This is a genomic window from Paenibacillus physcomitrellae, assembly GCF_002240225.1.
Taxonomy (GTDB): Bacteria; Bacillota; Bacilli; order Paenibacillales; family Paenibacillaceae; genus Fontibacillus; species Fontibacillus physcomitrellae.
On the sequence record NZ_CP022584.1, the window covers coordinates 2,510,001 to 2,528,263 of the forward strand.

Annotated in this window: 30 protein-coding genes (1 of these 30 only partly in view); 3 read left to right on the plus strand and 27 right to left on the minus strand. The window is 47.4% G+C overall.

Annotated elements, in window-relative coordinates; translation table 11 throughout:
• Window positions 1-117 carry the final stretch of a polysaccharide deacetylase family sporulation protein PdaB gene (gene pdaB, locus CBE73_RS11445; RefSeq protein ID WP_094094326.1) on the plus strand. The gene continues 696 nt to the left of window position 1, outside the view, so 117 of the gene's 813 nt are visible here — the last part of the coding sequence; its start codon lies off the left edge, out of view; the stop codon is at window positions 115-117.
• A gap of 144 nt (window positions 118-261) precedes the next feature.
• Window positions 262-1,089 carry a spore germination lipoprotein GerD gene (gerD, locus tag CBE73_RS11450; protein WP_373286405.1) on the plus strand — a complete coding sequence of 276 codons (828 nt, stop codon included), beginning with the start codon at window positions 262-264 and terminating at the stop codon, window positions 1,087-1,089.
• 69 nt (window positions 1,090-1,158) lie between these two features.
• On the opposite strand, the gene CBE73_RS11455 is transcribed toward gerD, so the two are convergent.
• The 4 genes from CBE73_RS11455 to CBE73_RS11470 all read right to left on the minus strand — a co-directional run bounded on the left by CBE73_RS11455 (window position 1,159) and on the right by CBE73_RS11470 (window position 5,100).
• Entirely contained in the window at window positions 1,159-2,280 is a 1,122-nt protein-coding gene (locus CBE73_RS11455; protein WP_094094327.1) for an Mrp/NBP35 family ATP-binding protein, read from the minus strand.
• Between the two features lie 74 nt (window positions 2,281-2,354).
• Window positions 2,355-3,110, minus strand: coding sequence for an N-acetylmuramoyl-L-alanine amidase CwlD (gene cwlD, locus CBE73_RS11460; RefSeq protein WP_094094328.1), 756 nt, complete (start codon window positions 3,108-3,110; stop codon window positions 2,355-2,357).
• 111 nt (window positions 3,111-3,221) lie between these two features.
• Window positions 3,222-4,391 (minus strand): sulfate adenylyltransferase, encoded by a 1,170-nt coding sequence (sat, locus tag CBE73_RS11465; protein WP_094094329.1) that lies wholly within the window; start codon window positions 4,389-4,391, stop codon window positions 3,222-3,224.
• 16 nt (window positions 4,392-4,407) lie between these two features.
• On the minus strand, window positions 4,408-5,100 hold the full coding sequence (locus CBE73_RS11470; RefSeq protein WP_094094330.1) for a phosphoadenylyl-sulfate reductase: 693 nt from the start codon (window positions 5,098-5,100) through the stop codon (window positions 4,408-4,410).
• Window positions 5,101-5,344: 244 nt separating this feature from the next.
• Between CBE73_RS11470 and CBE73_RS11475 the strand changes: the two genes are divergently transcribed.
• A complete protein-coding gene (locus CBE73_RS11475) occupies window positions 5,345-5,695 on the plus strand; it encodes a hypothetical protein (RefSeq protein ID WP_229752871.1) in 351 nt (116 codons plus the stop codon).
• Between the two features lie 318 nt (window positions 5,696-6,013).
• Here the strand turns inward: CBE73_RS11475 and rpsI are convergent, their stop codons facing one another.
• From rpsI to rplX, 23 genes are all read right to left on the minus strand, one after another.
• Entirely contained in the window at window positions 6,014-6,406 is a 393-nt protein-coding gene (rpsI, locus tag CBE73_RS11480) for a 30S ribosomal protein S9 (protein ID WP_068698182.1), read from the minus strand.
• Between the two features lie 20 nt (window positions 6,407-6,426).
• On the minus strand, window positions 6,427-6,864 hold the full coding sequence (gene rplM / locus CBE73_RS11485; RefSeq protein WP_094094331.1) for a 50S ribosomal protein L13: 438 nt from the start codon (window positions 6,862-6,864) through the stop codon (window positions 6,427-6,429).
• 344 nt (window positions 6,865-7,208) lie between these two features.
• A complete protein-coding gene (locus CBE73_RS11490; RefSeq protein WP_094094332.1) occupies window positions 7,209-7,547 on the minus strand; it encodes a TFIIB-type zinc ribbon-containing protein in 339 nt (112 codons plus the stop codon).
• A gap of 72 nt (window positions 7,548-7,619) precedes the next feature.
• Complete coding sequence (gene truA, locus CBE73_RS11495) at window positions 7,620-8,420, minus strand: tRNA pseudouridine(38-40) synthase TruA (protein WP_094094333.1); 801 nt, start codon at window positions 8,418-8,420, stop codon at window positions 7,620-7,622.
• Window positions 8,421-8,549: 129 nt separating this feature from the next.
• Complete coding sequence (gene rplQ / locus CBE73_RS11500) at window positions 8,550-8,915, minus strand: 50S ribosomal protein L17 (RefSeq protein WP_068698191.1); 366 nt, start codon at window positions 8,913-8,915, stop codon at window positions 8,550-8,552.
• 41 nt (window positions 8,916-8,956) lie between these two features.
• Entirely contained in the window at window positions 8,957-9,901 is a 945-nt protein-coding gene (locus CBE73_RS11505) for a DNA-directed RNA polymerase subunit alpha (protein ID WP_068698193.1), read from the minus strand.
• A 129-nt stretch (window positions 9,902-10,030) separates the two neighbouring features.
• Complete coding sequence (rpsK, locus tag CBE73_RS11510; protein WP_094094334.1) at window positions 10,031-10,426, minus strand: 30S ribosomal protein S11; 396 nt, start codon at window positions 10,424-10,426, stop codon at window positions 10,031-10,033.
• Window positions 10,427-10,445: 19 nt separating this feature from the next.
• Window positions 10,446-10,814: a 30S ribosomal protein S13 gene (gene rpsM / locus CBE73_RS11515; RefSeq protein WP_094094335.1), complete on the minus strand. Its 369-nt coding sequence runs from the start codon at window positions 10,812-10,814 to the stop codon at window positions 10,446-10,448.
• Between the two features lie 23 nt (window positions 10,815-10,837).
• The gene (gene rpmJ, locus CBE73_RS11520) at window positions 10,838-10,951 is read right to left on the minus strand and encodes a 50S ribosomal protein L36 (protein WP_003333770.1); all 114 of its coding nucleotides are present in this window, start codon (window positions 10,949-10,951) and stop codon (window positions 10,838-10,840) included.
• Window positions 10,952-11,044: 93 nt separating this feature from the next.
• On the minus strand, window positions 11,045-11,260 hold the full coding sequence (infA, locus tag CBE73_RS11525) for a translation initiation factor IF-1 (RefSeq protein WP_006212898.1): 216 nt from the start codon (window positions 11,258-11,260) through the stop codon (window positions 11,045-11,047).
• A gap of 2 nt (window positions 11,261-11,262) precedes the next feature.
• Window positions 11,263-11,571, minus strand: coding sequence for a KOW domain-containing RNA-binding protein (locus CBE73_RS11530; RefSeq protein WP_094094336.1), 309 nt, complete (start codon window positions 11,569-11,571; stop codon window positions 11,263-11,265).
• Between the two features lie 12 nt (window positions 11,572-11,583).
• Window positions 11,584-12,336 carry a type I methionyl aminopeptidase gene (gene map / locus CBE73_RS11535; protein WP_094094337.1) on the minus strand — a complete coding sequence of 251 codons (753 nt, stop codon included), beginning with the start codon at window positions 12,334-12,336 and terminating at the stop codon, window positions 11,584-11,586.
• A gap of 4 nt (window positions 12,337-12,340) precedes the next feature.
• Window positions 12,341-12,985: an adenylate kinase gene (locus tag CBE73_RS11540; RefSeq protein ID WP_094094338.1), complete on the minus strand. Its 645-nt coding sequence runs from the start codon at window positions 12,983-12,985 to the stop codon at window positions 12,341-12,343.
• A gap of 102 nt (window positions 12,986-13,087) precedes the next feature.
• Window positions 13,088-14,386: a preprotein translocase subunit SecY gene (gene secY, locus CBE73_RS11545; protein ID WP_094094339.1), complete on the minus strand. Its 1,299-nt coding sequence runs from the start codon at window positions 14,384-14,386 to the stop codon at window positions 13,088-13,090.
• Window positions 14,386-14,826: a 50S ribosomal protein L15 gene (rplO, locus tag CBE73_RS11550; RefSeq protein WP_068698206.1), complete on the minus strand. Its 441-nt coding sequence runs from the start codon at window positions 14,824-14,826 to the stop codon at window positions 14,386-14,388. Before rplO ends, secY begins: the two co-directional genes overlap by 1 nt.
• 45 nt (window positions 14,827-14,871) lie before the next feature.
• Complete coding sequence (rpmD, locus tag CBE73_RS11555) at window positions 14,872-15,057, minus strand: 50S ribosomal protein L30 (RefSeq protein WP_094094340.1); 186 nt, start codon at window positions 15,055-15,057, stop codon at window positions 14,872-14,874.
• A 13-nt stretch (window positions 15,058-15,070) separates the two neighbouring features.
• Window positions 15,071-15,568, minus strand: coding sequence for a 30S ribosomal protein S5 (gene rpsE, locus CBE73_RS11560; protein ID WP_044482508.1), 498 nt, complete (start codon window positions 15,566-15,568; stop codon window positions 15,071-15,073).
• Window positions 15,569-15,594: 26 nt separating this feature from the next.
• Window positions 15,595-15,963, minus strand: a complete 369-nt coding sequence (gene rplR / locus CBE73_RS11565; protein ID WP_094094341.1) for a 50S ribosomal protein L18 — start codon at window positions 15,961-15,963, stop codon at window positions 15,595-15,597.
• Between the two features lie 79 nt (window positions 15,964-16,042).
• Entirely contained in the window at window positions 16,043-16,585 is a 543-nt protein-coding gene (gene rplF / locus CBE73_RS11570) for a 50S ribosomal protein L6 (protein WP_068698213.1), read from the minus strand.
• A gap of 30 nt (window positions 16,586-16,615) precedes the next feature.
• Window positions 16,616-17,014: a 30S ribosomal protein S8 gene (gene rpsH, locus CBE73_RS11575; protein WP_094094342.1), complete on the minus strand. Its 399-nt coding sequence runs from the start codon at window positions 17,012-17,014 to the stop codon at window positions 16,616-16,618.
• A 30-nt stretch (window positions 17,015-17,044) separates the two neighbouring features.
• Window positions 17,045-17,230 (minus strand): type Z 30S ribosomal protein S14, encoded by a 186-nt coding sequence (locus tag CBE73_RS11580; RefSeq protein WP_009226651.1) that lies wholly within the window; start codon window positions 17,228-17,230, stop codon window positions 17,045-17,047.
• Window positions 17,231-17,275: 45 nt separating this feature from the next.
• Window positions 17,276-17,818: a 50S ribosomal protein L5 gene (rplE, locus tag CBE73_RS11585; protein ID WP_094094343.1), complete on the minus strand. Its 543-nt coding sequence runs from the start codon at window positions 17,816-17,818 to the stop codon at window positions 17,276-17,278.
• A 32-nt stretch (window positions 17,819-17,850) separates the two neighbouring features.
• Window positions 17,851-18,204 (minus strand): 50S ribosomal protein L24, encoded by a 354-nt coding sequence (gene rplX, locus CBE73_RS11590; protein WP_068698219.1) that lies wholly within the window; start codon window positions 18,202-18,204, stop codon window positions 17,851-17,853.
• Window positions 18,205-18,263 lie beyond the last annotated feature (59 nt).

The window sequence follows — 18,263 nt, forward strand, 5'->3', positions numbered from 1 at the left end:
TATGAGTTTGTCTCCGTATCCGACCTGCTGGACCAAGCCAATACCAAGGGTTCCGAGGTCAAGGATCAGGCTTGGATTCGCCGGGAATTTGAAACGGCTGCCGGCATTGGATTTTAAGCCTGGAAGGCGCAGTGACAAAGAGCGGATAAAACCTTTTAGAAGCAGCCTCGGATGAACTCCGGGGTTGTTTTTTATTCTCAGGAATAATTCAATTTTCCCGTTCGCATACTATCCACAGCATAAGCAAAGGAGGAGCGAACCTTGAAAGCAATCCATTACTGCCGAACGCTATGTCTTATCTGTACGCTTATCATCCCTCTTACGGCTTGCGGTTCCGAGCAGAGTTCATCCCCCCCTCAGCAAGGGGGTTATAAAGAGACTAAATCCATGGTCATCGATATTCTAAAGACCGAGGAGGGCAGAAAGGCTATTATGGAATCCCTCACCTCGAGCTCGGGGACTTCCAGCAGTATGAGTTCCAGCGGCTCAGGTTCTGACTCCGAATCATCGGGAGATTCCGAATCCAGCGATTCCGGCGGAGGTGAAGGCGGTGGAAGCGGTGGAAGCGGCGGTTCTTCAGGATCCGGCGGTTCAGGAACCTTAGGCATCAAGATGCTGCTGCCCAATCAAACGTACAATGATGTAAGGCTTGCAGTTAAAGAAACAATGACCTCACCCGAGTACAAAAAAGAGATTGAAAAAATCATGACAGACCCGCAATTTGCCGGGGATTTCGCTAAAGTAATCAATACCCAAAGCAAAGAGCTGCATATGCAGCTGATTAAAGATCCAAATTACCAAAAGTCCGTGATGGATATCATGAAATCACCTGAAGTAGCCAAAATGTTTCTGGATTTGACCAAAACATCTGATTACCGGAAGCAGACGATGACGATCATGCAGGAAGCCATGCAGAATCCATTGTTTAAAATGGAAGTGATGGATCTGCTCAAAACCGTTGTTCAGGAGCAGCTTCTGCCAGAGGTCGATAAGGAACAGCAAAGCGGAGGCCAAGGTCAAGGCGGCAGCGGCGGAGAAAGCGGAGGCCAAGGTCAAGGCGGCGGAAATGGCGGCAGCGGAAGCTCTTAAAGCTCAGTTGTAAGGCTTCACAAGGCGAACATAACATTAAAGATAAGAAAAAAGGACCGACCTGATGGGTCAGTCCTTTTTGCATTTTTCGATGATGTGCAAAGCTGTTTCGGCAAAAATGGCCGCCGTTTTGGTATCTGCTTTGTAAACCGATGGCGAAAAATCAGGCTCAGACAAATGGTTGTCCGGAGCGCCAAGCGGCACCTGAGCTAACAGCTCGGTATGCAGCGTTTCGGCCAGTCTAGCTCCCCCGCCCCGGCCGAATATATAATCACGTTCCCCGCAGGAGGAACATTCGTAATAAGCCATGTTCTCAACCACACCCAGCAGCTCATGATCGGTCTGCAAAGCCATAGCGCCCGCTCTGGCGGCTACAAACGCGGCAGTAGCATGCGGAGTAGTAACGATGATCTCTTTGGTCTGCGGCAGCATCTGATGCACATCCAGCGCTACGTCGCCTGTCCCTGGCGGGAGGTCAAGCAGCAGGAAGTCCAGCTCGCCCCAGTTGACGTCCGCCAGAAACTGGCGCAGCATCCGGCCGAGCATTGGCCCGCGCCAGATGACCGGGTTATTTTCCCGTACGAAGAAGCCCATCGACATCACTTTGACGCCAAAACGTTCAACCGGCATAATTACGCCGTCTTCGACTTGCGGAGCTTCCTCAATGCCCATCATATCAGGGATGCTGAAGCCGTAAATGTCAGCGTCGATAAGGCCAACCCGTTTGCCCTGACGAGCAAGCGCCACGGCCAGGTTAGCAGTAATGGTGGATTTCCCCACCCCGCCCTTGCCGCTGGCCACCGCGATAAAGGTAACGCCTGAGGCGGGATCCATGAGCGGAAGCTTCTCGAGCCCTACGCCATGTCCTTTGAGGCTGCCTCCTCCAGGACCCACTTCATTGGCTTCCTCGCCGTTTTGAGGCGGGAGGCCTACTTTTTCCCGTTCGCTGTCTGAAGCTTCTCTATACCGGACATGAAGGTCCACTGCTCCAGCCTGGGTAAGGCGGGCTTTAATTTCATTATCGAGTCTGTCCTTCATATCCTCGGAAAGATCTGCCGTCACTACCGTTAGGGAAATGCGGTTCTCTTTCACCATAATGTCTCTGATCCACTGCATTTCAACCAAACTTTGCTCAAACCTCGGATCGGCTACCGGTCTCAGCGCAGCCAAAATCCACTCTTTTGTAATCATGAAAGCACCTCGATTTGTCTATTTCAAGCTTGGACTATTTAGAATGTGCTTTATATTATACATGATTCACTGGATTAAGTGGAAGGTTTCGCTTTCTCACCGGCTTCATACCGCAGAATGCCCTTATAGATAGAGGCGGCCACTTTACGTTGATAGTCATCGTCACCAAGCAGCTTCGACTCAACCGGATTGGACAGGAAGCCGACTTCGACCAGCACCGAAGGAATCTTGAGTTCCTTGAGCAGATACACGTAATCGGCGCTTTTGGCAACGCGGTCGGTATTTTCCAGATTGGTGCGCAGCTCCTCCTGGACCAGGTCGGCTAGAGCCTGGCTTTCCGGATGGCTTGGATGGTAAAAGGTCTGGGCGCCTCTCCATTTGTTCGAAGGAATGCTGTTCATATGAATGCTTACCATCAGCTTGGCTTCCTTCTCTTCAATCAGACGGACTCTTTTCTTCAAATCCTCGGTTTTCCGTTTGCTGTAGCCGCTGGTGTCCGGGTCGGCCAGGTCTTTGTCTTCCTCGCGTGTCATATAAACTACGGCTCCGGCCTGCTGCAGGTAATCCCGCAGGTACAGCGCCACAGAGAGGTTGATGTCCTTCTCGATAATGCCATCCTTGCTTGCCGCCCCTCCGTCAGGTCCTCCATGGCCAGCGTCCAGAGCAATCACTTTCCCTGCAAGCGGAAGACTCCAGTAGTTGGATACCTTTTGGGCAGGGACCTCATAGAACAAAATGCCCGCAAGAAGGGCGAGGAGAACGGCGCTGAACACGATCCGTTTGACGTTGCTGAGGGAAATCCACAGCGTGACTGTTTTTCTTGGCTTCATAAAAAAACCACCTCCGTACCCATATAGACTCTAATCATCTATATGGGACAAGGTGGACAAATATGCGTTTAACGGACGAAGAGCTGAAAAGAGTTAACCGCTGACGGCTCTTTAACGCACGGCAGGTTCGGACATGCCGTTAATCAGCACTTCAGCAACTTCAGGACGGGTAAATTCCGGAGGCGGGCATTGTCCGTCACGCAGCAGCGCACGCACTTTAGTGCCAGAGAGAGTAAGATGATATTCTTTACCATGCGGACAAGTTTTGCTTGTCGCCATGTTGCCGCATTTTTGGCAGAAGAAGCTGTGTTCAAAGAACAGCGTCGTAATGCCGATCTCTTCCGGTGTAAAGTTGCTGAAGATCTCCTGGGCTTCATAGGTGCCATAATAGTCGCCTACCCCTGCATGGTCACGGCCGACGATAAAGTGGGTGCAGCCGTAATTCTTACGGACAAGGGCATGGAAAATCGCCTCACGCGGCCCCGCATAACGCATAGCCGCCGGGAACACACCCAGGAACGCCCGATTCTGTGGATAATAGTTCTCCAGCAGGACCAAATAGCTGTTCATCCGGATATCTGCGGGAACGTCATCGGACTTGGTTTCACCTACGAGCGGATTGAGGAACAAGGCATCAACGATTTCCATCGCGCTCTTCTGAATGTATTCATGGGCTCGGTGCACCGGATTACGGGTCTGGAAACCGACTACCGTTCTCCAGCCTTTCTCGGCAAAGATGCGCCGTGTCTCTTCCGGGTCGAAATAAAATTCCTGAAACCGTTCCGGAGCCGGACGGTTCAGCACGGTCACCGGACCGCCCACGTAGAGGGGTGAGCGCTCCGAAAGCTTTTTCACGCCGGGATGCTCGGGGTCGTCCGTCTTGAACACCCTGCGCGCTTCCTCCTGCTGATCTACGCTGTAGATACTTTGAACGTCAAGCAATCCGTATACGATGCCATCGTCTTGCCCTACAAGTGCAGCCTGTCCGCCAATGGAGAGGTTGCTCTTCTCCTCCTCTGTAATGGAGAGGGTGATCGGTATGCTCCACACTGTGCCGTCTGCCAGACGCATCTTGTCCACTACAGAACGGTAATCTTCTTCATTCAGAAAGCCCGTCAAGGGCGAAAAAGCCCCCACCCCGATCAAATCCAGATCAGATACCGCCCAGCTGCTGACCGCAATGTGCGGCAGATCTGCCGCTTTCTGCAGCAGCTCTTCCCGCTCCGCACCTGTGCTGATTCTGTTCACCAAAGTACCGCCGTGAGGTAAAATTGCCGTCATCCTTTTGCCAGCCCCCTTATTTATGCAATCCGCATTCTGTTTTCTCAAAGCCCGACCAGCGTCCTGCTCTTGGATCCTCACCCGGCATCACCTGGCGTGTACAGTGCTCACAGCCGATGCTTGGATAGTTCTGATCATGCAGTGGGTTGTAAAAAACCTCATTCTCGCGGATATAGTTCCACACATCTTCAGAGGTCCAATCCGCAATGGGGTTAAATTTAACCAGGCCAAACTTCACATCATATTCAATCTTCTTGGCATTGGCCCGGGTAGGCGCTTGATCGCGGCGAATGCCTGTAATCCACGCTTCATATTGGGACAAAATACGCGTCAGAGGCTCCACTTTGCGGATATTGCAGCATCCGGTAGGATCGCTCTTCCACAGCTCCGGACCATGCTGGTCAGCCTGCTCTTCGGGAGTCAGCAAAGGGGATACGCGTACAAACTCAAGGCCGTAACGGTCAGCCAGAACGTCTCTAGTTTCATAAGTCTCTTTGAAATGGTAGTCCGTATCCAGATAGAAAATATCGGTCTTCGGGCTAACCTTTTGCAAAATATCCACTAACACAACATCCTCGGCCCCGAAGCTGCAGGCAAAAGTAATGTTTGGAAAAGTTTCAACCGCCCAGGCAATGACTTCCTCCGCGCTGGCATTTTCTAGTGCAACCGCCTGTTCCGCAATCAACCGCTCTTTCTCAAGCAAATTCATCCGTATCGCCCTCCTAAACTTCTTTACAGTTATCCTGTATTCCTTTAACGCAGACAAGTCCAACTAAACAAATAAGAATTATTAAAGTTAAGTTAACATTCCACCTAATATATGTCAATGCTAAATACGAAAAATGCCTCTTTGTCCCTCGCATTTTTATGACCTAAGCATAAATTGAATCAACAATCAAATGTCTTCGAACAAGCACGCTTGGGAAAATGCTTATGGAAGGGAGTTAACCGTGGTGGCCCCGCAAAAAAATCAAAAATACGGGAGGAAAGCCCCCTCTTCTAAAACGAAAGCAAAATCAAATTCTAAATCGGATTTGAAATCTAAATCGGATTTAAAATTTAAAAACCCAGGCAAAATCGAGCTTGCTGTTGCAGCCCTCCTGCTCACCGGAAAATTGAAAGTGGATTCCATAGAACTGTTTAGAGAGGCTTCTTTGGTAATCAGCCTGATTGGCCGATATGATACCTTATTGAAAACCGATCCTTCCCATGTAGATAAACTCATGAGTTTTATGGACCAAAACGGAGAGACCACGATGAACGACATCCTGGAAGCTTTGAGGAAAAAAACGGGTAATGTGTAGCTCATGCTCACTTCAGCTTACCTAAACCGAAGAAAAGAGGGGGATTATGGAAGAATTTGATGGAGCCGGATTTACAACGGTTATCTTTATTGTTATTTTGGTTGTTTTATTTTTCTATGGTTCAACCGACATTGAGGATTATACAACCGGCCCTACACCGGTGTAACGCTGGACGGCCGCCAAGCTTTCTCCATCAAAAACAAGCTTTGGCCGCATGTCCAAAGCTTTGTTGTCTTTATAACACAAATTAGAGGAAAGCAAACAAAAACCCCTGGCCATAAAGGCCAAGGGTTTTGAATCCTTGATACACAAGGGATATTAACGTTTCGAGAACTGAGGAGCACGGCGGGCTGCTTTGAGGCCGTATTTCTTACGTTCTTTCATACGTGGGTCACGAGTCAGGAATCCGGCTTTCTTCAAAGCAGGACGGAACTCAGGGTCTGCTTTCAGCAGAGCGCGGGAGATACCGTGACGGATTGCACCGGCTTGACCGGAGATGCCGCCGCCGTTAGCGATAACGATAACGTCGTAGCTGTTCAATGTTTCAGTCAGGTTCAAAGGTTGTTTTACAATCAGTTTGAGAGTTTCCAAACCGAAATATTCGTTGATATCACGTTTATTGATGACAATGCGTCCTTCACCCGGTACAAGGCGAACACGAGCTACCGAATGTTTACGACGACCTGTCCCATAGTATTGTACTTGTGCCATGAAACTGTCCTCCCTTTTAATTATCCGCGAAGTTCGTAAACTTCTGGTTTTTGTGCTGCATGTGGATGCTCAGTGCCAGCATATGCTTTCAGTCTCAGCTTCATTTTCTCGCCTTGACGTGTCTTAGGCAGCATGCCGTGTACAGCAGATTCGATCATACGCTCAGGTTTAGTTTTGATCAGGTCCTGAGCTACTGTCACTTTCAAACCACCTGGATGCAGGGAGTGACGGTAGTATTTCTTGTTTTGCATTTTCTTGCCGGTCAAAGCAATTTTCTCGGAGTTGATAACAACTACGAAATCCCCAGTATCTACATGAGGAGTAAATTGTGGTTTATGTTTGCCGCGGATCAGCGCAGCTACTTCACTTGCCAAACGACCCAAAGTTTTGCCTTCAGCGTCAATGATGTACCATTTGCGCTCAACTTCGTTTGGCTTCGCCATATAGGTGGTACGCATGAAAAGATCCTCCTTCATTCTCATCACAAATCGTCTTTTAGTATACGGTTAAGCTTCGGTATAACCTTCCGCTCATCATCCGCATATTTATATTCGTTCGTTGATTATTCATGTTTAGATAAAGCATTCCGTCTAACAATTAGCGCGTATCTTGACTGGGGGCCGTGGGATAGCCATCAAGAAAACACAACTTATATTCTACAGGATAGAAAGTAAATACGCAAGCATTTTTGAGTATTTATTCAGCGTAAAATCAGCTTTTTTCCTGATAAACTCCACGCGTCACCCGTCATGTTATCGAATGTAGAAATCGGCTATGCTGATTCAACATTCTGGATCCATTTTTAATCAAAAAGGTCTCCAAACACATCCAGAACAGATTTCTTCTTCTTCGGCTTATAGTGCCCCTGTCCATGGTGAGAGTCATATCCTTTGCCTTCTTTATATGAGGGATTAGTTGAACGGCGCTTGTAATCATTGTCATCCTCATCGTCGTGGTCATAATGGCCGCGGCTTTCTGACCACTCATTAAATGCAGGTCGAATTTCGCGGATTCCACCAAGCAGCTTATCGAGCTCCCCGCGGTCAAGCCAAACCCCTTTGCATTCCGGACATACATCGATCAAGACACCATCTTTCTGGACTTCCTTCATACGCACATCGTGACAAACCGGACATTTCATGAAATAGAGCCCTCCTTAGCCTTTTGTAGGATATACGTATAGATCAAGGCGCGGTTTCACAGAACGGATATTTTAATTGCTTAAATTTGTCCCTTCCATCTCTATTGCATCGTACTCCACGCTCCAGAGCATTAGTCCTTTACTCTCTGCAGTAGGCCCTGCCGCTTTGCGGTCTACCGCTTCAAGAATCGCTTTCATGTCCTCCGGTTTGCGTTTCCCTTCTCCTACCTCAAGCAGCGTACCGACAATAATACGGACCATATGCTGGAGGAATCCATTCCCAGTGAGCATTATATGAATGATACCCTGCTCATTTGAGCCAGAATAAACAGGAGAGGTATCCACCTCCAGCGTCGCCTCATAAATGGTGCGGACATGACTGGCTTTGGTGGAATGGCGCGAAGCGAACGAAGTAAAGTCGTGTGTACCGACAAGATAACCAAGTCCTTGACGCATGGCGTCTGTATCCAGCCTGCCGGGATGATGAACCTGATAGTTTCTCCAGAACACATCCGGTACCCGGTTACCGTTTATGGTATACCGGTAGGTTTTCCTTTTCGCAGAACGTCTAGAATGGAATTCAAGCGATACCTCGCTAGCATCAACGATGCGGATATCGGCAGGCAGACGACCGTTTAAAGCCATACGCCATCGCTCAAGCGGGATACTGGAGGAAGTTATAAAATGAAACGGCTGCTGACGCGCATGCACACCTGCATCCGTTCGCCCCGAACCATGGATTTTAATGGTTTCACCCGTTAATCCCTTTATAGCCTCTTCAATGCAATCCTGCACGGTATTTCCGCCCGGTTGTGTCTGAAACCCGTAATAGTTGGTTCCGTCATAACAGACTGTCATCAATAGATTACGCAACTTATTGTCCTCCACCTGTTGTTCATCCTCGTTTTGGAGGGAGCTTAAACAGAAAAACTCTCCGATAGCTGAGCCAAGCGGCAGCTGCTACAGAGAGTTTATCATTACAGCCAGGTTAGAAATGTAACCCTATGCGCGGTCAACCAGTTCCAAGTAAACGATTGGAGCTGCGTCACCACGACGAGGTCCCAGTTTCAGGATACGAGTGTATCCGCCTGGACGTTCGTTGTAACGAGGTGCGATTTCAGCGAAAAGCTTTTGGATTGCATCCTGCTCTCCGTCGATGGATTCGCGACGAACGTAAGCTGCAACTTGACGACGAGCGTGCAAGTCACCACGTTTTGCTTTTGTAATCAGTTTCTCGGCGATCGAACGAACCTCTTTAGCTTTAGCTTCAGTAGTTTCGATACGCTCGTACAAGAACAAATCTGTTACCAGGTCGCGAAACAAAGCTTTACGAGCGCTGGAGTCGCGTCCCAACTTTTGGTATGCCATCTGTTTTTCCCTCCCTTGTCAAAAGCTTAGACCGACGAGGCTTAGTCCTCCGAACGGAGACCAAGTCCGAGCTCTTGAAGCTTCTCTTGAACTTCTTCCAAAGATTTGCGACCAAGGTTACGCACCTTCATCATATCTTCTTCCGTTTTCGTAGTAAGCTCCTGAACGGTGTTAATACCTGCACGTTTCAAGCAGTTATAAGACCGAACCGAGAGATCGAGTTCTTCAATCGTCATCTCAAGCACTTTTTCTTTCTTGTCTTCTTCCTTCTCAACCATGATCTCTGCATCTTTAGCTTCGTCAGTCAAACCAACGAACAGATACAAATGTTCGGTAAGGATCTTGGCTCCAAGACTTACCGCTTCTTCTGGACGAATGCTTCCGTCCGTCCAAACTTCCATGGTGAGCTTGTCGTAGTTCGTCACTTGTCCGACACGTGTGTTCTCAATTACGTAGTTCACACGGGAGATCGGCGTATAGATCGAATCGACTGGAATGACTCCGATCGGCTGATCTTCACGTTTATTCTTGTCGGCCTGTACGTAACCGCGTCCGCGGTTTGCAAAGATACGCATATGAAGTCTGGAACCAGGACCCATAGTTGCAATATGGAGATCCGGATTCAGAATTTCAACATCGCTATCCGCACGAATATCACCTGCAGTGACAACGCCCTCGCCCTCAACATCGATTTCGAGCACTTTCTCCTCGTCCGAATGAATTTTGAGCGAGAGAGCTTTCAGGTTCAGAATGATTTCCGTAACGTCTTCCTTTACGCCAGGAATCGTTGAGAATTCATGAAGAACACCATCGATTTGAACCGAAGTTACCGCAGCACCCGGAAGAGAGGACAACAAAATGCGCCGAAGCGAGTTGCCCAATGTCGTACCATATCCGCGTTCCAGCGGTTCGACTACGAACTTCCCATAAGTACCGTTCTCGTTAACATCTACGGTTTCAATTTTTGGCTTTTCGATTTCTATCACTGCATTACCCTCCTTCGAAGCGTCGCTCCTAATGAAACTCTACCTGTGAGTTAAGTTCATGTAGTATGCCTAAACATCCATTGTTTCCAAATACTGATGCCGTTATACCACACTAAAGGCTGGCTTCAATTAGACACGACGGCGTTTTGGAGGACGGCACCCGTTATGCGGGATTGGAGTTACGTCTTTAATCATGTTAACTTCGAGGCCTGCAGCTTGAAGCGAGCGGATCGCAGCTTCACGGCCGGCGCCAGGACCTTTAACCATAACTTCGACGGTTTTCATGCCATGTTCCATTGCAGCTTTAGCAGCAGATTCTGCAGCCATTTGCGCGGCAAATGGAGTCGATTTCCGGGAACCTCTGAAACCGAGACCGCCTGAACTTGCCCAAGAGATCGCGTTTCCGTGTGGATCGGTAATCGTTACAATCGTATTATTGAAAGTGGAGCGGATATGAGCCACACCAGATTCAATATTTTTACGGTCACGACGTTTAGTACGTACGACTTTTTTTGGTTTTGCCATTGTCTGTTATCCCCCCTTCTTATTTCTTCTTGTTCGCTACAGTACGACGAGGACCTTTGCGAGTACGAGCATTGGTCTTAGTACGTTGTCCACGAACAGGCAGGCCACGACGGTGACGAACACCGCGATAGCATCCGATTTCAATCAAACGTTTAATATTCAAGGAAATTTCACGACGCAGGTCGCCTTCTACCTTAACCATTTTGTCGATCGTTTCACGTAATTTGCCAACTTCATCTTCCGTCAAATCCCGAACGCGAGTGTTCGGGCTGATGCCTGTTTCAGCCAAAATTTTCTGGGAAGTCGTCTTACCGATTCCGAAAATATAAGTCAAGGCGATCTCAACGCGTTTATCACGTGGCAAATCCACACCAGCAATACGTGCCATTTTACGCTACACCCCCTTCTTAATTAACCTTGTTTTTGTTTGTGCTTAGGATTTTCACAAATTACCATAACGTTGCCTTTGCGGCGAATGACTTTGCATTTCTCGCAAATTGGCTTCACAGAAGGTCTTACCTTCATTTTAATTACCTCCTTAAAGCGAGCCTTATGAGGCTTCATGAAAGCCCAACTTTATTAGTATACCACAAATCTATTGAAAAGCGGTAATGGAATCTATTTACGGTAAGTAATACGGCCTTTGGTCAAATCGTAAGGCGACAATTGTACGACCACTTTATCTCCCGTCAGAATACGGATGAAGTGCATCCGCAGCTTACCGGAAACATGGGCAAGGATTTGATGACCGTTCTCAAGCTCTACCTTAAAAGTAGCATTCGGCAGCGGTTCGATAACCGTACCTTCGACTTCAATGACATCCTCTTTAGCCAAAGTCAGTCTCCTTTCTCTTCGGTTCTAGTATCGGTGAATTGTTTGAACGATATAACTGCATGACGCAATTTTCCGTTCGTTACCCGACCGTTTTCATTTAAACTGTTCACAACCTCTTCGCTTATCCAAGACATTAGCTCCAGATGCTGCAGGTTCTTTCGCTTGGCTTGATCAAACTTGCGTTTGTCACCATCGGCAATCCGAACGAACTTATCATCAATCCGCTCTACGATCACGCCAATGGAACCAGCGTCTTTCCCTTTCAGCACTCTAACCAGCTGCCCGATCTGTCCAGTTTTGTAATCTACCAAATACCCCACCTGCTAAGCATTCAGCTTTGTGAGTATTTCCATACCATCCTTCGTCACGGCGACCGTGTGTTCGAAGTGTGCGCATAGAGATCCATCAACTGTTACAACTGTCCAATTGTCTTCAAGCGTTCTTACATAACGCTTGCCGGCATTGACCATCGGCTCGATGGCAAGAACCATACCTGGCTTCAATCTTGGTCCGCGATCAGGGACCCCATAGTTTGGAATTTGTGGTTCTTCGTGCAGTTCAGTGCCTATGCCGTGACCGACATATTCACGAACGACGGAAAACCCTTCTTTCTCAATATAGGTCTGAATCGCATGAGAAATTGTAAACAAGCGGACATCCGGTTTCACAAGTTCAAGACCGGCATACAAAGAGCCTTCTGTTACATCAAGAAGTTTCTGAGCTTCATCAGAGATGTTACCGACCGGATAAGTCCAGGCAGAATCTCCGTGATAACCACGGTACTCAGCACCGATATCAAATGTGACGATGTCGCCTTCGTTTAACTTACGTTTGCCGGGAAATCCATGCACCAATTCTTCGTTAACCGAAGCGCAAATGCTGTAAGGAAAACCGTTATAGTCTTTAAAAGATGGCACTGCGCCTTGACTGCGAATGTATTTATCGGCAATCTGATCAAGTTCTCCCGTCGTAATGCCCGGCTCGATCGCTTGAGCCAAGATCCGATGCGTTTCCGCTACGATCCGCCCTGCTTCTCTCATAAAGCCCAGTTCCGTTTCGGATTTAATAATGATCATTAACCTAACCTCGCAATAAGGATACGATGTCTTCCGATACCGTACCAATTTCCTGTTCACCGTCTACTTCACGCAGTACACCTTTATCTTCGTAAAACTTGAGGAGTGGTGCTGTTTTGTTGATATATTCGTCGAGTCGAGTACCTACGCTCTCTTCATTGTCATCCGATCGCTGGTACAGCTCACCGCCGCATTTATCACAAACACCTTCCTGTTTAGGAGGATTAAAGATCACATGATAAGTAGTTCCGCAATTTTTACAAATGCGGCGTCCGGTCAGACGCGCCAGCAATTTATTACGGTCCACTTTCAGGTTAATAACATGATCCAGGCTGCGGCCTTGTTCGGAAAGCAGCTCTTCCAGAGCCTCCGCTTGTGAAAGAGTTCTTGGAAAACCATCCAAGAGAAAACCTTTTTCACAATCGGGCTGCTGTAAACGCTCGCGAACAATACCCACGGTCACATCATCAGGCACCAGCAAGCCTTGATCGATATATTCTTTGGCTTTAAGGCCAACAGGCGTTCCCTGCTTGATCGCCAAGCGAAAAGCATCGCCTGTAGAAATATGAGGAATGCCGAATGTACCGACAATAACTTCTGCTTGTGTTCCTTTTCCTGCTCCAGGAGGTCCCATGAATAAAATGTTCATGCTTTATCGCTCCCTCTCTCTAACTAACAGATGCTGCATGAAACAGCACGAAAGGCGCCAGGCGAGATCATAAAGCACAACCCCGATCCTGGAACCTGTCGCCTACTTCTTAATAAATCCTTTGTAATGCCGTTTGATCAATTGGCTTTCGATCTGCTTCATCGTATCCAGTGCTACACCAATGACGATCAGCAGCGAAGTACCGCCGATTTGCACCGACTGCGGGAGTCCAGCCAAAGCTCCGAATACAACCGGAAGGATAGAAACCACAGCCAGGAAAAGCGCACCGGTCATTGTCAAACGGGACATAACCCGTACCAAGTACTTCTCCGTCGTTTTACCCGGACGAATGCCCGGAATATATCCGCCGTTTTTCTTCATCTGATCCGCCATTTGAGTTGGATTCATCTGAACGAAGGTGTAGAAGAAGGTAAAGCCGATGATCATGATAACATACAATACGATACCAAGCGGATCGCTGGTTCTCAAATGCGTGGTAATCCACTGTGCCCAAGCATGTGTCGACCAGAAGTTCGCGATAATAACCGGGAACTGCAGGAGCGATACCGCAAAGATTACTGGAATAACGCCAGCCGCGTTGATTTTCAGCGGGATGTGCGTATTTTGTCCACCATACATTTTGTTACCAACTACACGTTTAGCATATTGTACCGGAATTTTACGGATGGCTTGTTGAATGTAAACAACACCAATAACAATCAGAACACAAATGATCAAGATGATCACTGTCTTCATCGCATTGTAGAAGGTTTGGCCATCTTTGATGAAATCAGATTGAGCAATCGACTGAATATGCTGCGGAATTGCAGCCACGATACCGGCAAAGATGATAATCGAGATCCCGTTGCCGATGCCCTTTTCAGTAATTTGCTCACCCAGCCACATCAGGAACGAAGTACCTGCCGTCAATACAATTGCAATCAGAAGATAATCCACAAACGTAGCGTTTGGTACCATCTCTGTGCCATACAAGCGGTTAAACCCGATAGCCATTGCAAACGATTGAATCAGACCAAGCACTACCGTACCATAACGAGTAAGCTGAGCTGATTTCTTCTTCCCTTGTTCACCTTGCTTAGCCCATTCAGCCAACTTCGGAATGACATCCATCGAAAGCAGCTGTACGATGATCGATGAAGTAATATACGGCATGATCCCGAGGGCAAAGATCGAGAAATTCTTCAATGCCCCACCGGAAAAGGTGCTCAAAAGTCCGAACAATTCACTGCCGGCATTATTCGTGGAGTTAAACACGTCTTTATTAACACCCGGTACCGGTACGAAAGTACCGATCCGGTAAATAATAAAGATAAATAATGTAAACAGGATCCGGTTACGGAGTTCCTTAACATGCCATATATTCTTAACCGTTTTAAACATTAGATCACCTCGGTTTTACCGCCGGCAGCCTCGATCTTCTCTACCGCAGATTGAGAGAACTTGTTAGCTTTAACAGTCAGCTTAACAGTGATTTCGCCGTTGCCAAGGATTTTGATTCCGCTTTTTGCGTCTTTCACAATCCCTTGTGCAAACAACAGCTCAGGAGTCACTTCAGTATCCGCAGCAAAGTTGTTCAAAGTTTCCAGGTTCACAATCGCATACTCTTTACGGGTAGGATTGACGAAACCACGTTTAGGCAAGCGACGATACAATGGGTTTTGACCACCTTCGAAGCCAGGACGCACGCCACCGCCAGAGCGGGCGTTTTGACCTTTGTGACCACGGGAGGAAGTTTTACCCATACCGCTACTTGTACCACGACCAACGCGTTTGCGTTCTTTACGGGAACCAGGAGCTGGAGAAAGTTCATGTAACTTCATCGTTCGTTGCACCTCCTTAATGAAATGTCAGTAATTCTATGAAGATTAGTCTTGAAGCTCTTCAACTTTAACCAGGTGAGTTACATGGTTGATCATGCCGCGGATGGCAGCATTATCTTCATGAGTCACGGTTTGGTTGATTTTGCGAAGACCCAAAGTATTAACAGTTGTACGTTGGTTCTCCGGACGGCCGATCAAACTCCGTACGAGGGTAATTTGAAGTTTTGCCACTTGGATTCCCTCCTTAACCGAGAAGTTCTTCGACGGTTTTACCGCGTAATTTCGCCACATCTTCAGCGCGTTTCAGACGGGACAAGCCCTCCAAAGTTGCGTTGACCATGTTGATGGAATTCGAAGAACCAAGAGATTTTGTCAAAATGTCGCCTACACCAGCCAATTCGAGCACAGCACGAACTGGTCCACCAGCGATTACCCCAGTACCTTCAGAAGCTGGTTTCAACAATACACGGCCAGCGCCGAAGTGACCAGTTACAAGGTGAGGGATCGTTGTACCCACGAGTGGTACATGAACCAGGTTTTTCTTAGCATCCTCGATGCCTTTACGGATCGCGTCTGGAACTTCGCCAGCTTTACCGATACCAGCGCCTACCCAGCCTTTGCCGTCGCCGACAACTACCAGTGCGCTGAAGCTGAAGCGACGTCCGCCTTTAACTACTTTAGCAACGCGGTTAATGTTTACAACTCTTTCAGTCAGTTCAAGAGTATTCGGATCTACACGCAAGTCGTTTACCTCCTTTTGAGAATGTCTTAGAATTCAAGGCCTGCTTCGCGAGCTGCGTCAGCCAGAGCTTGAATACGTCCATGGTACAAGTAACCTCCACGGTCAAATACCACAACTTTAACGCCTTTATCTTGACCACGTTTAGCAAGCAGTGCGCCAACTTTACGAGCAGACTCAACGTTCGCGCCGTTGCCGATTTCGGAAGCCAATTCTTTGTCAACTGTAGAAGCAGAAGCCAAAGTTACACCAGCTACGTCGTCGATCAATTGTGCATAGATGTGTTTCTCGGAACGGTAAACGTTCAGTCTTGGACGCTCAGCTGTTCCTTGAACTTTCTTACGCACACGCAGGTGTCTTTTCAAACGTGCTTTGTTCTTATCGCCTTTTGTAATCATGAGTTTCATTTCACTCCTTTCGGATTACGATGCAACCAAACTAACATTAAAAAGCCAGAGGGGGCCGCGGTAAAGAAGATTATTTCTTCTTACCAGCTTTACCCTCTTTGCGGATGATACGTTCGCCTTCGTATTTGATACCTTTACCTTTGTATGGTTCAGGTTCGCGTACGGAACGGATTTTAGCAGCGTAAGCACCTACGCGCTCTTTATCGATACCTTTAACGATGATCTTTGTATTCGAAGGGACTTCGAATTCGATACCGTCTTCAGGCGTGATTTCAACTGGATGGGAGTATCCAACGTTCAGGACGATCTTCTTGCCGGACAAGCTTGCGCGGTAACCGACACCCACCAGTTCAAGGTTTTTGGAGAAACCTTCTGTTACACCACTTACCATGTTGTTAACAACACTACGTGTTGTACCATGAAGGGAACGATGCAATTTATTATCAGAAGGACGTTCAATGTTGATGACGTTGCCCTCAACCACGACCTTCATGTCTTTATGAAGTTCACGACTCAAAGATCCTTTAGGACCTTTAACCGTAATAACCGTGTTATTCAGTGTGACATCCACACCACTTGGTACTGTAATTGGTTTGCGACCAATACGGGACATTTGCTGCACCTCCTTGTTTTGTGACGTTTATTACCAAACGTAGCAGACAACTTCGCCGCCGGCTTTGGACTGGCGAGCTTCTTTGTCGGTCATAACACCTTTCGATGTCGAGATAATCGCGATTCCCAAACCGCCGAGTACGCGAGGAACTTCGTTGCTCTTCGTGTAAACGCGCAGACCTGGTTTACTGATTCTTTTCAGACCAGTAATAACACGCTCATTGTTAGGGCCGTATTTCAAGAAGATACGGATCATCCCTTGTTTGTTGTCGTCGATATATTCCGCGTCGCGGATAAAACCTTCACGCTTCAAAATCTCAGCGATTTGTTTCTTAATCGTCGATGCAGGCAATTCTACTGTTTCGTGACGCACAGTGTTGGCGTTACGAATACGAGTAAGCATATCTGCAATAGGATCTGACATAGTCATTCGTGTAAACCTCCTTCCCGATCTTGATAATTACCAGCTTGCTTTTTTCACGCCAGGGATCTGGCCTTTATAAGCTAATTCACGGAAACAAATTCTGCAAATTTTGTACTTTTGCAGGACTGAATGTGGACGACCACAACGTTCGCAACGAGTATAAGCTCTTACTTTGAACTTAGGTGTGCGTTGTTGTTTTACTTTCATCGAAGTTTTAGCCACTTTAGCCTGACACCTCCTAATTGGTTTCGGAGAATCTTGAATTTATTACTTAACGAAAGGCATTCCAAGTTGAGTCAACAATTCACGGGATTCTTCATCCGTTTTTGCCGTAGTTACGATAACGATGTCCATACCGCGTACTTTATCAACTTTATCATACTCGATCTCAGGGAAGATCAATTGTTCCTTGAGGCCCAGTGTGTAGTTGCCGCGACCGTCAAACGCTTTGTTCGACACGCCGTGGAAGTCACGAACGCGTGGAAGTGTTACGTTAAACAATTTGTCGAGGAAGTAGTACATACGCTCGCCGCGAAGAGTTACCTTTGCGCCGATCGGCATGTTTTCGCGAAGTTTAAATCCGGCGATGGATTTTTTCGCTCTTGTGATAACTGGCTTTTGACCAGCGATCAGTTCCAATTCAGCTACAGCTGCGTCAAGCACTTTCGAGTTGGAAACCGCGTCACCTACACCCATGTTGATAACGACTTTCTCGATTTTAGGCACTTGCATAACTGTTGTATAGTTAAACTTTTGAACCAAAGCAGGTGTTACTTCGTTCAGATAACGTTCTTTAAGTCTTGCTGACATGAATGGTGTTCCTCCTTTCTTACATAAGTGAATTAATCGATCACTTCTCCGGATCGTTTAGCTACACGCACTTTTTTGCCGTTGTCCAATGTTTTGTAACCGATACGGGTTACTTTTCCGCTCTTAGGATCAACATGCATTACGTTGGAAACGTGGATCGGAGCTTCTTTCTCGATGATTCCGCCTTGCGGGTTCAGTTGGTTAGGCTTCTGGTGTTTCTTCACCATGTTCACACCTTCAACCAGAACGCGGTTCTCACGAGGGTAAGCAGCGATGACGCGGCCTTTTTTACCTTTGTCTTTACCGCTGATCACGATAACAGTATCTTCTTTTTTCACGTGAAGTTTATTGTTATGAGACTCCAAAATCTTTTTCAGTCTAGGCATCTATTACACCTCCAATTTATCGGGGTCCCCGAAGCATTTGGCTAAACCTTAATAGCAAA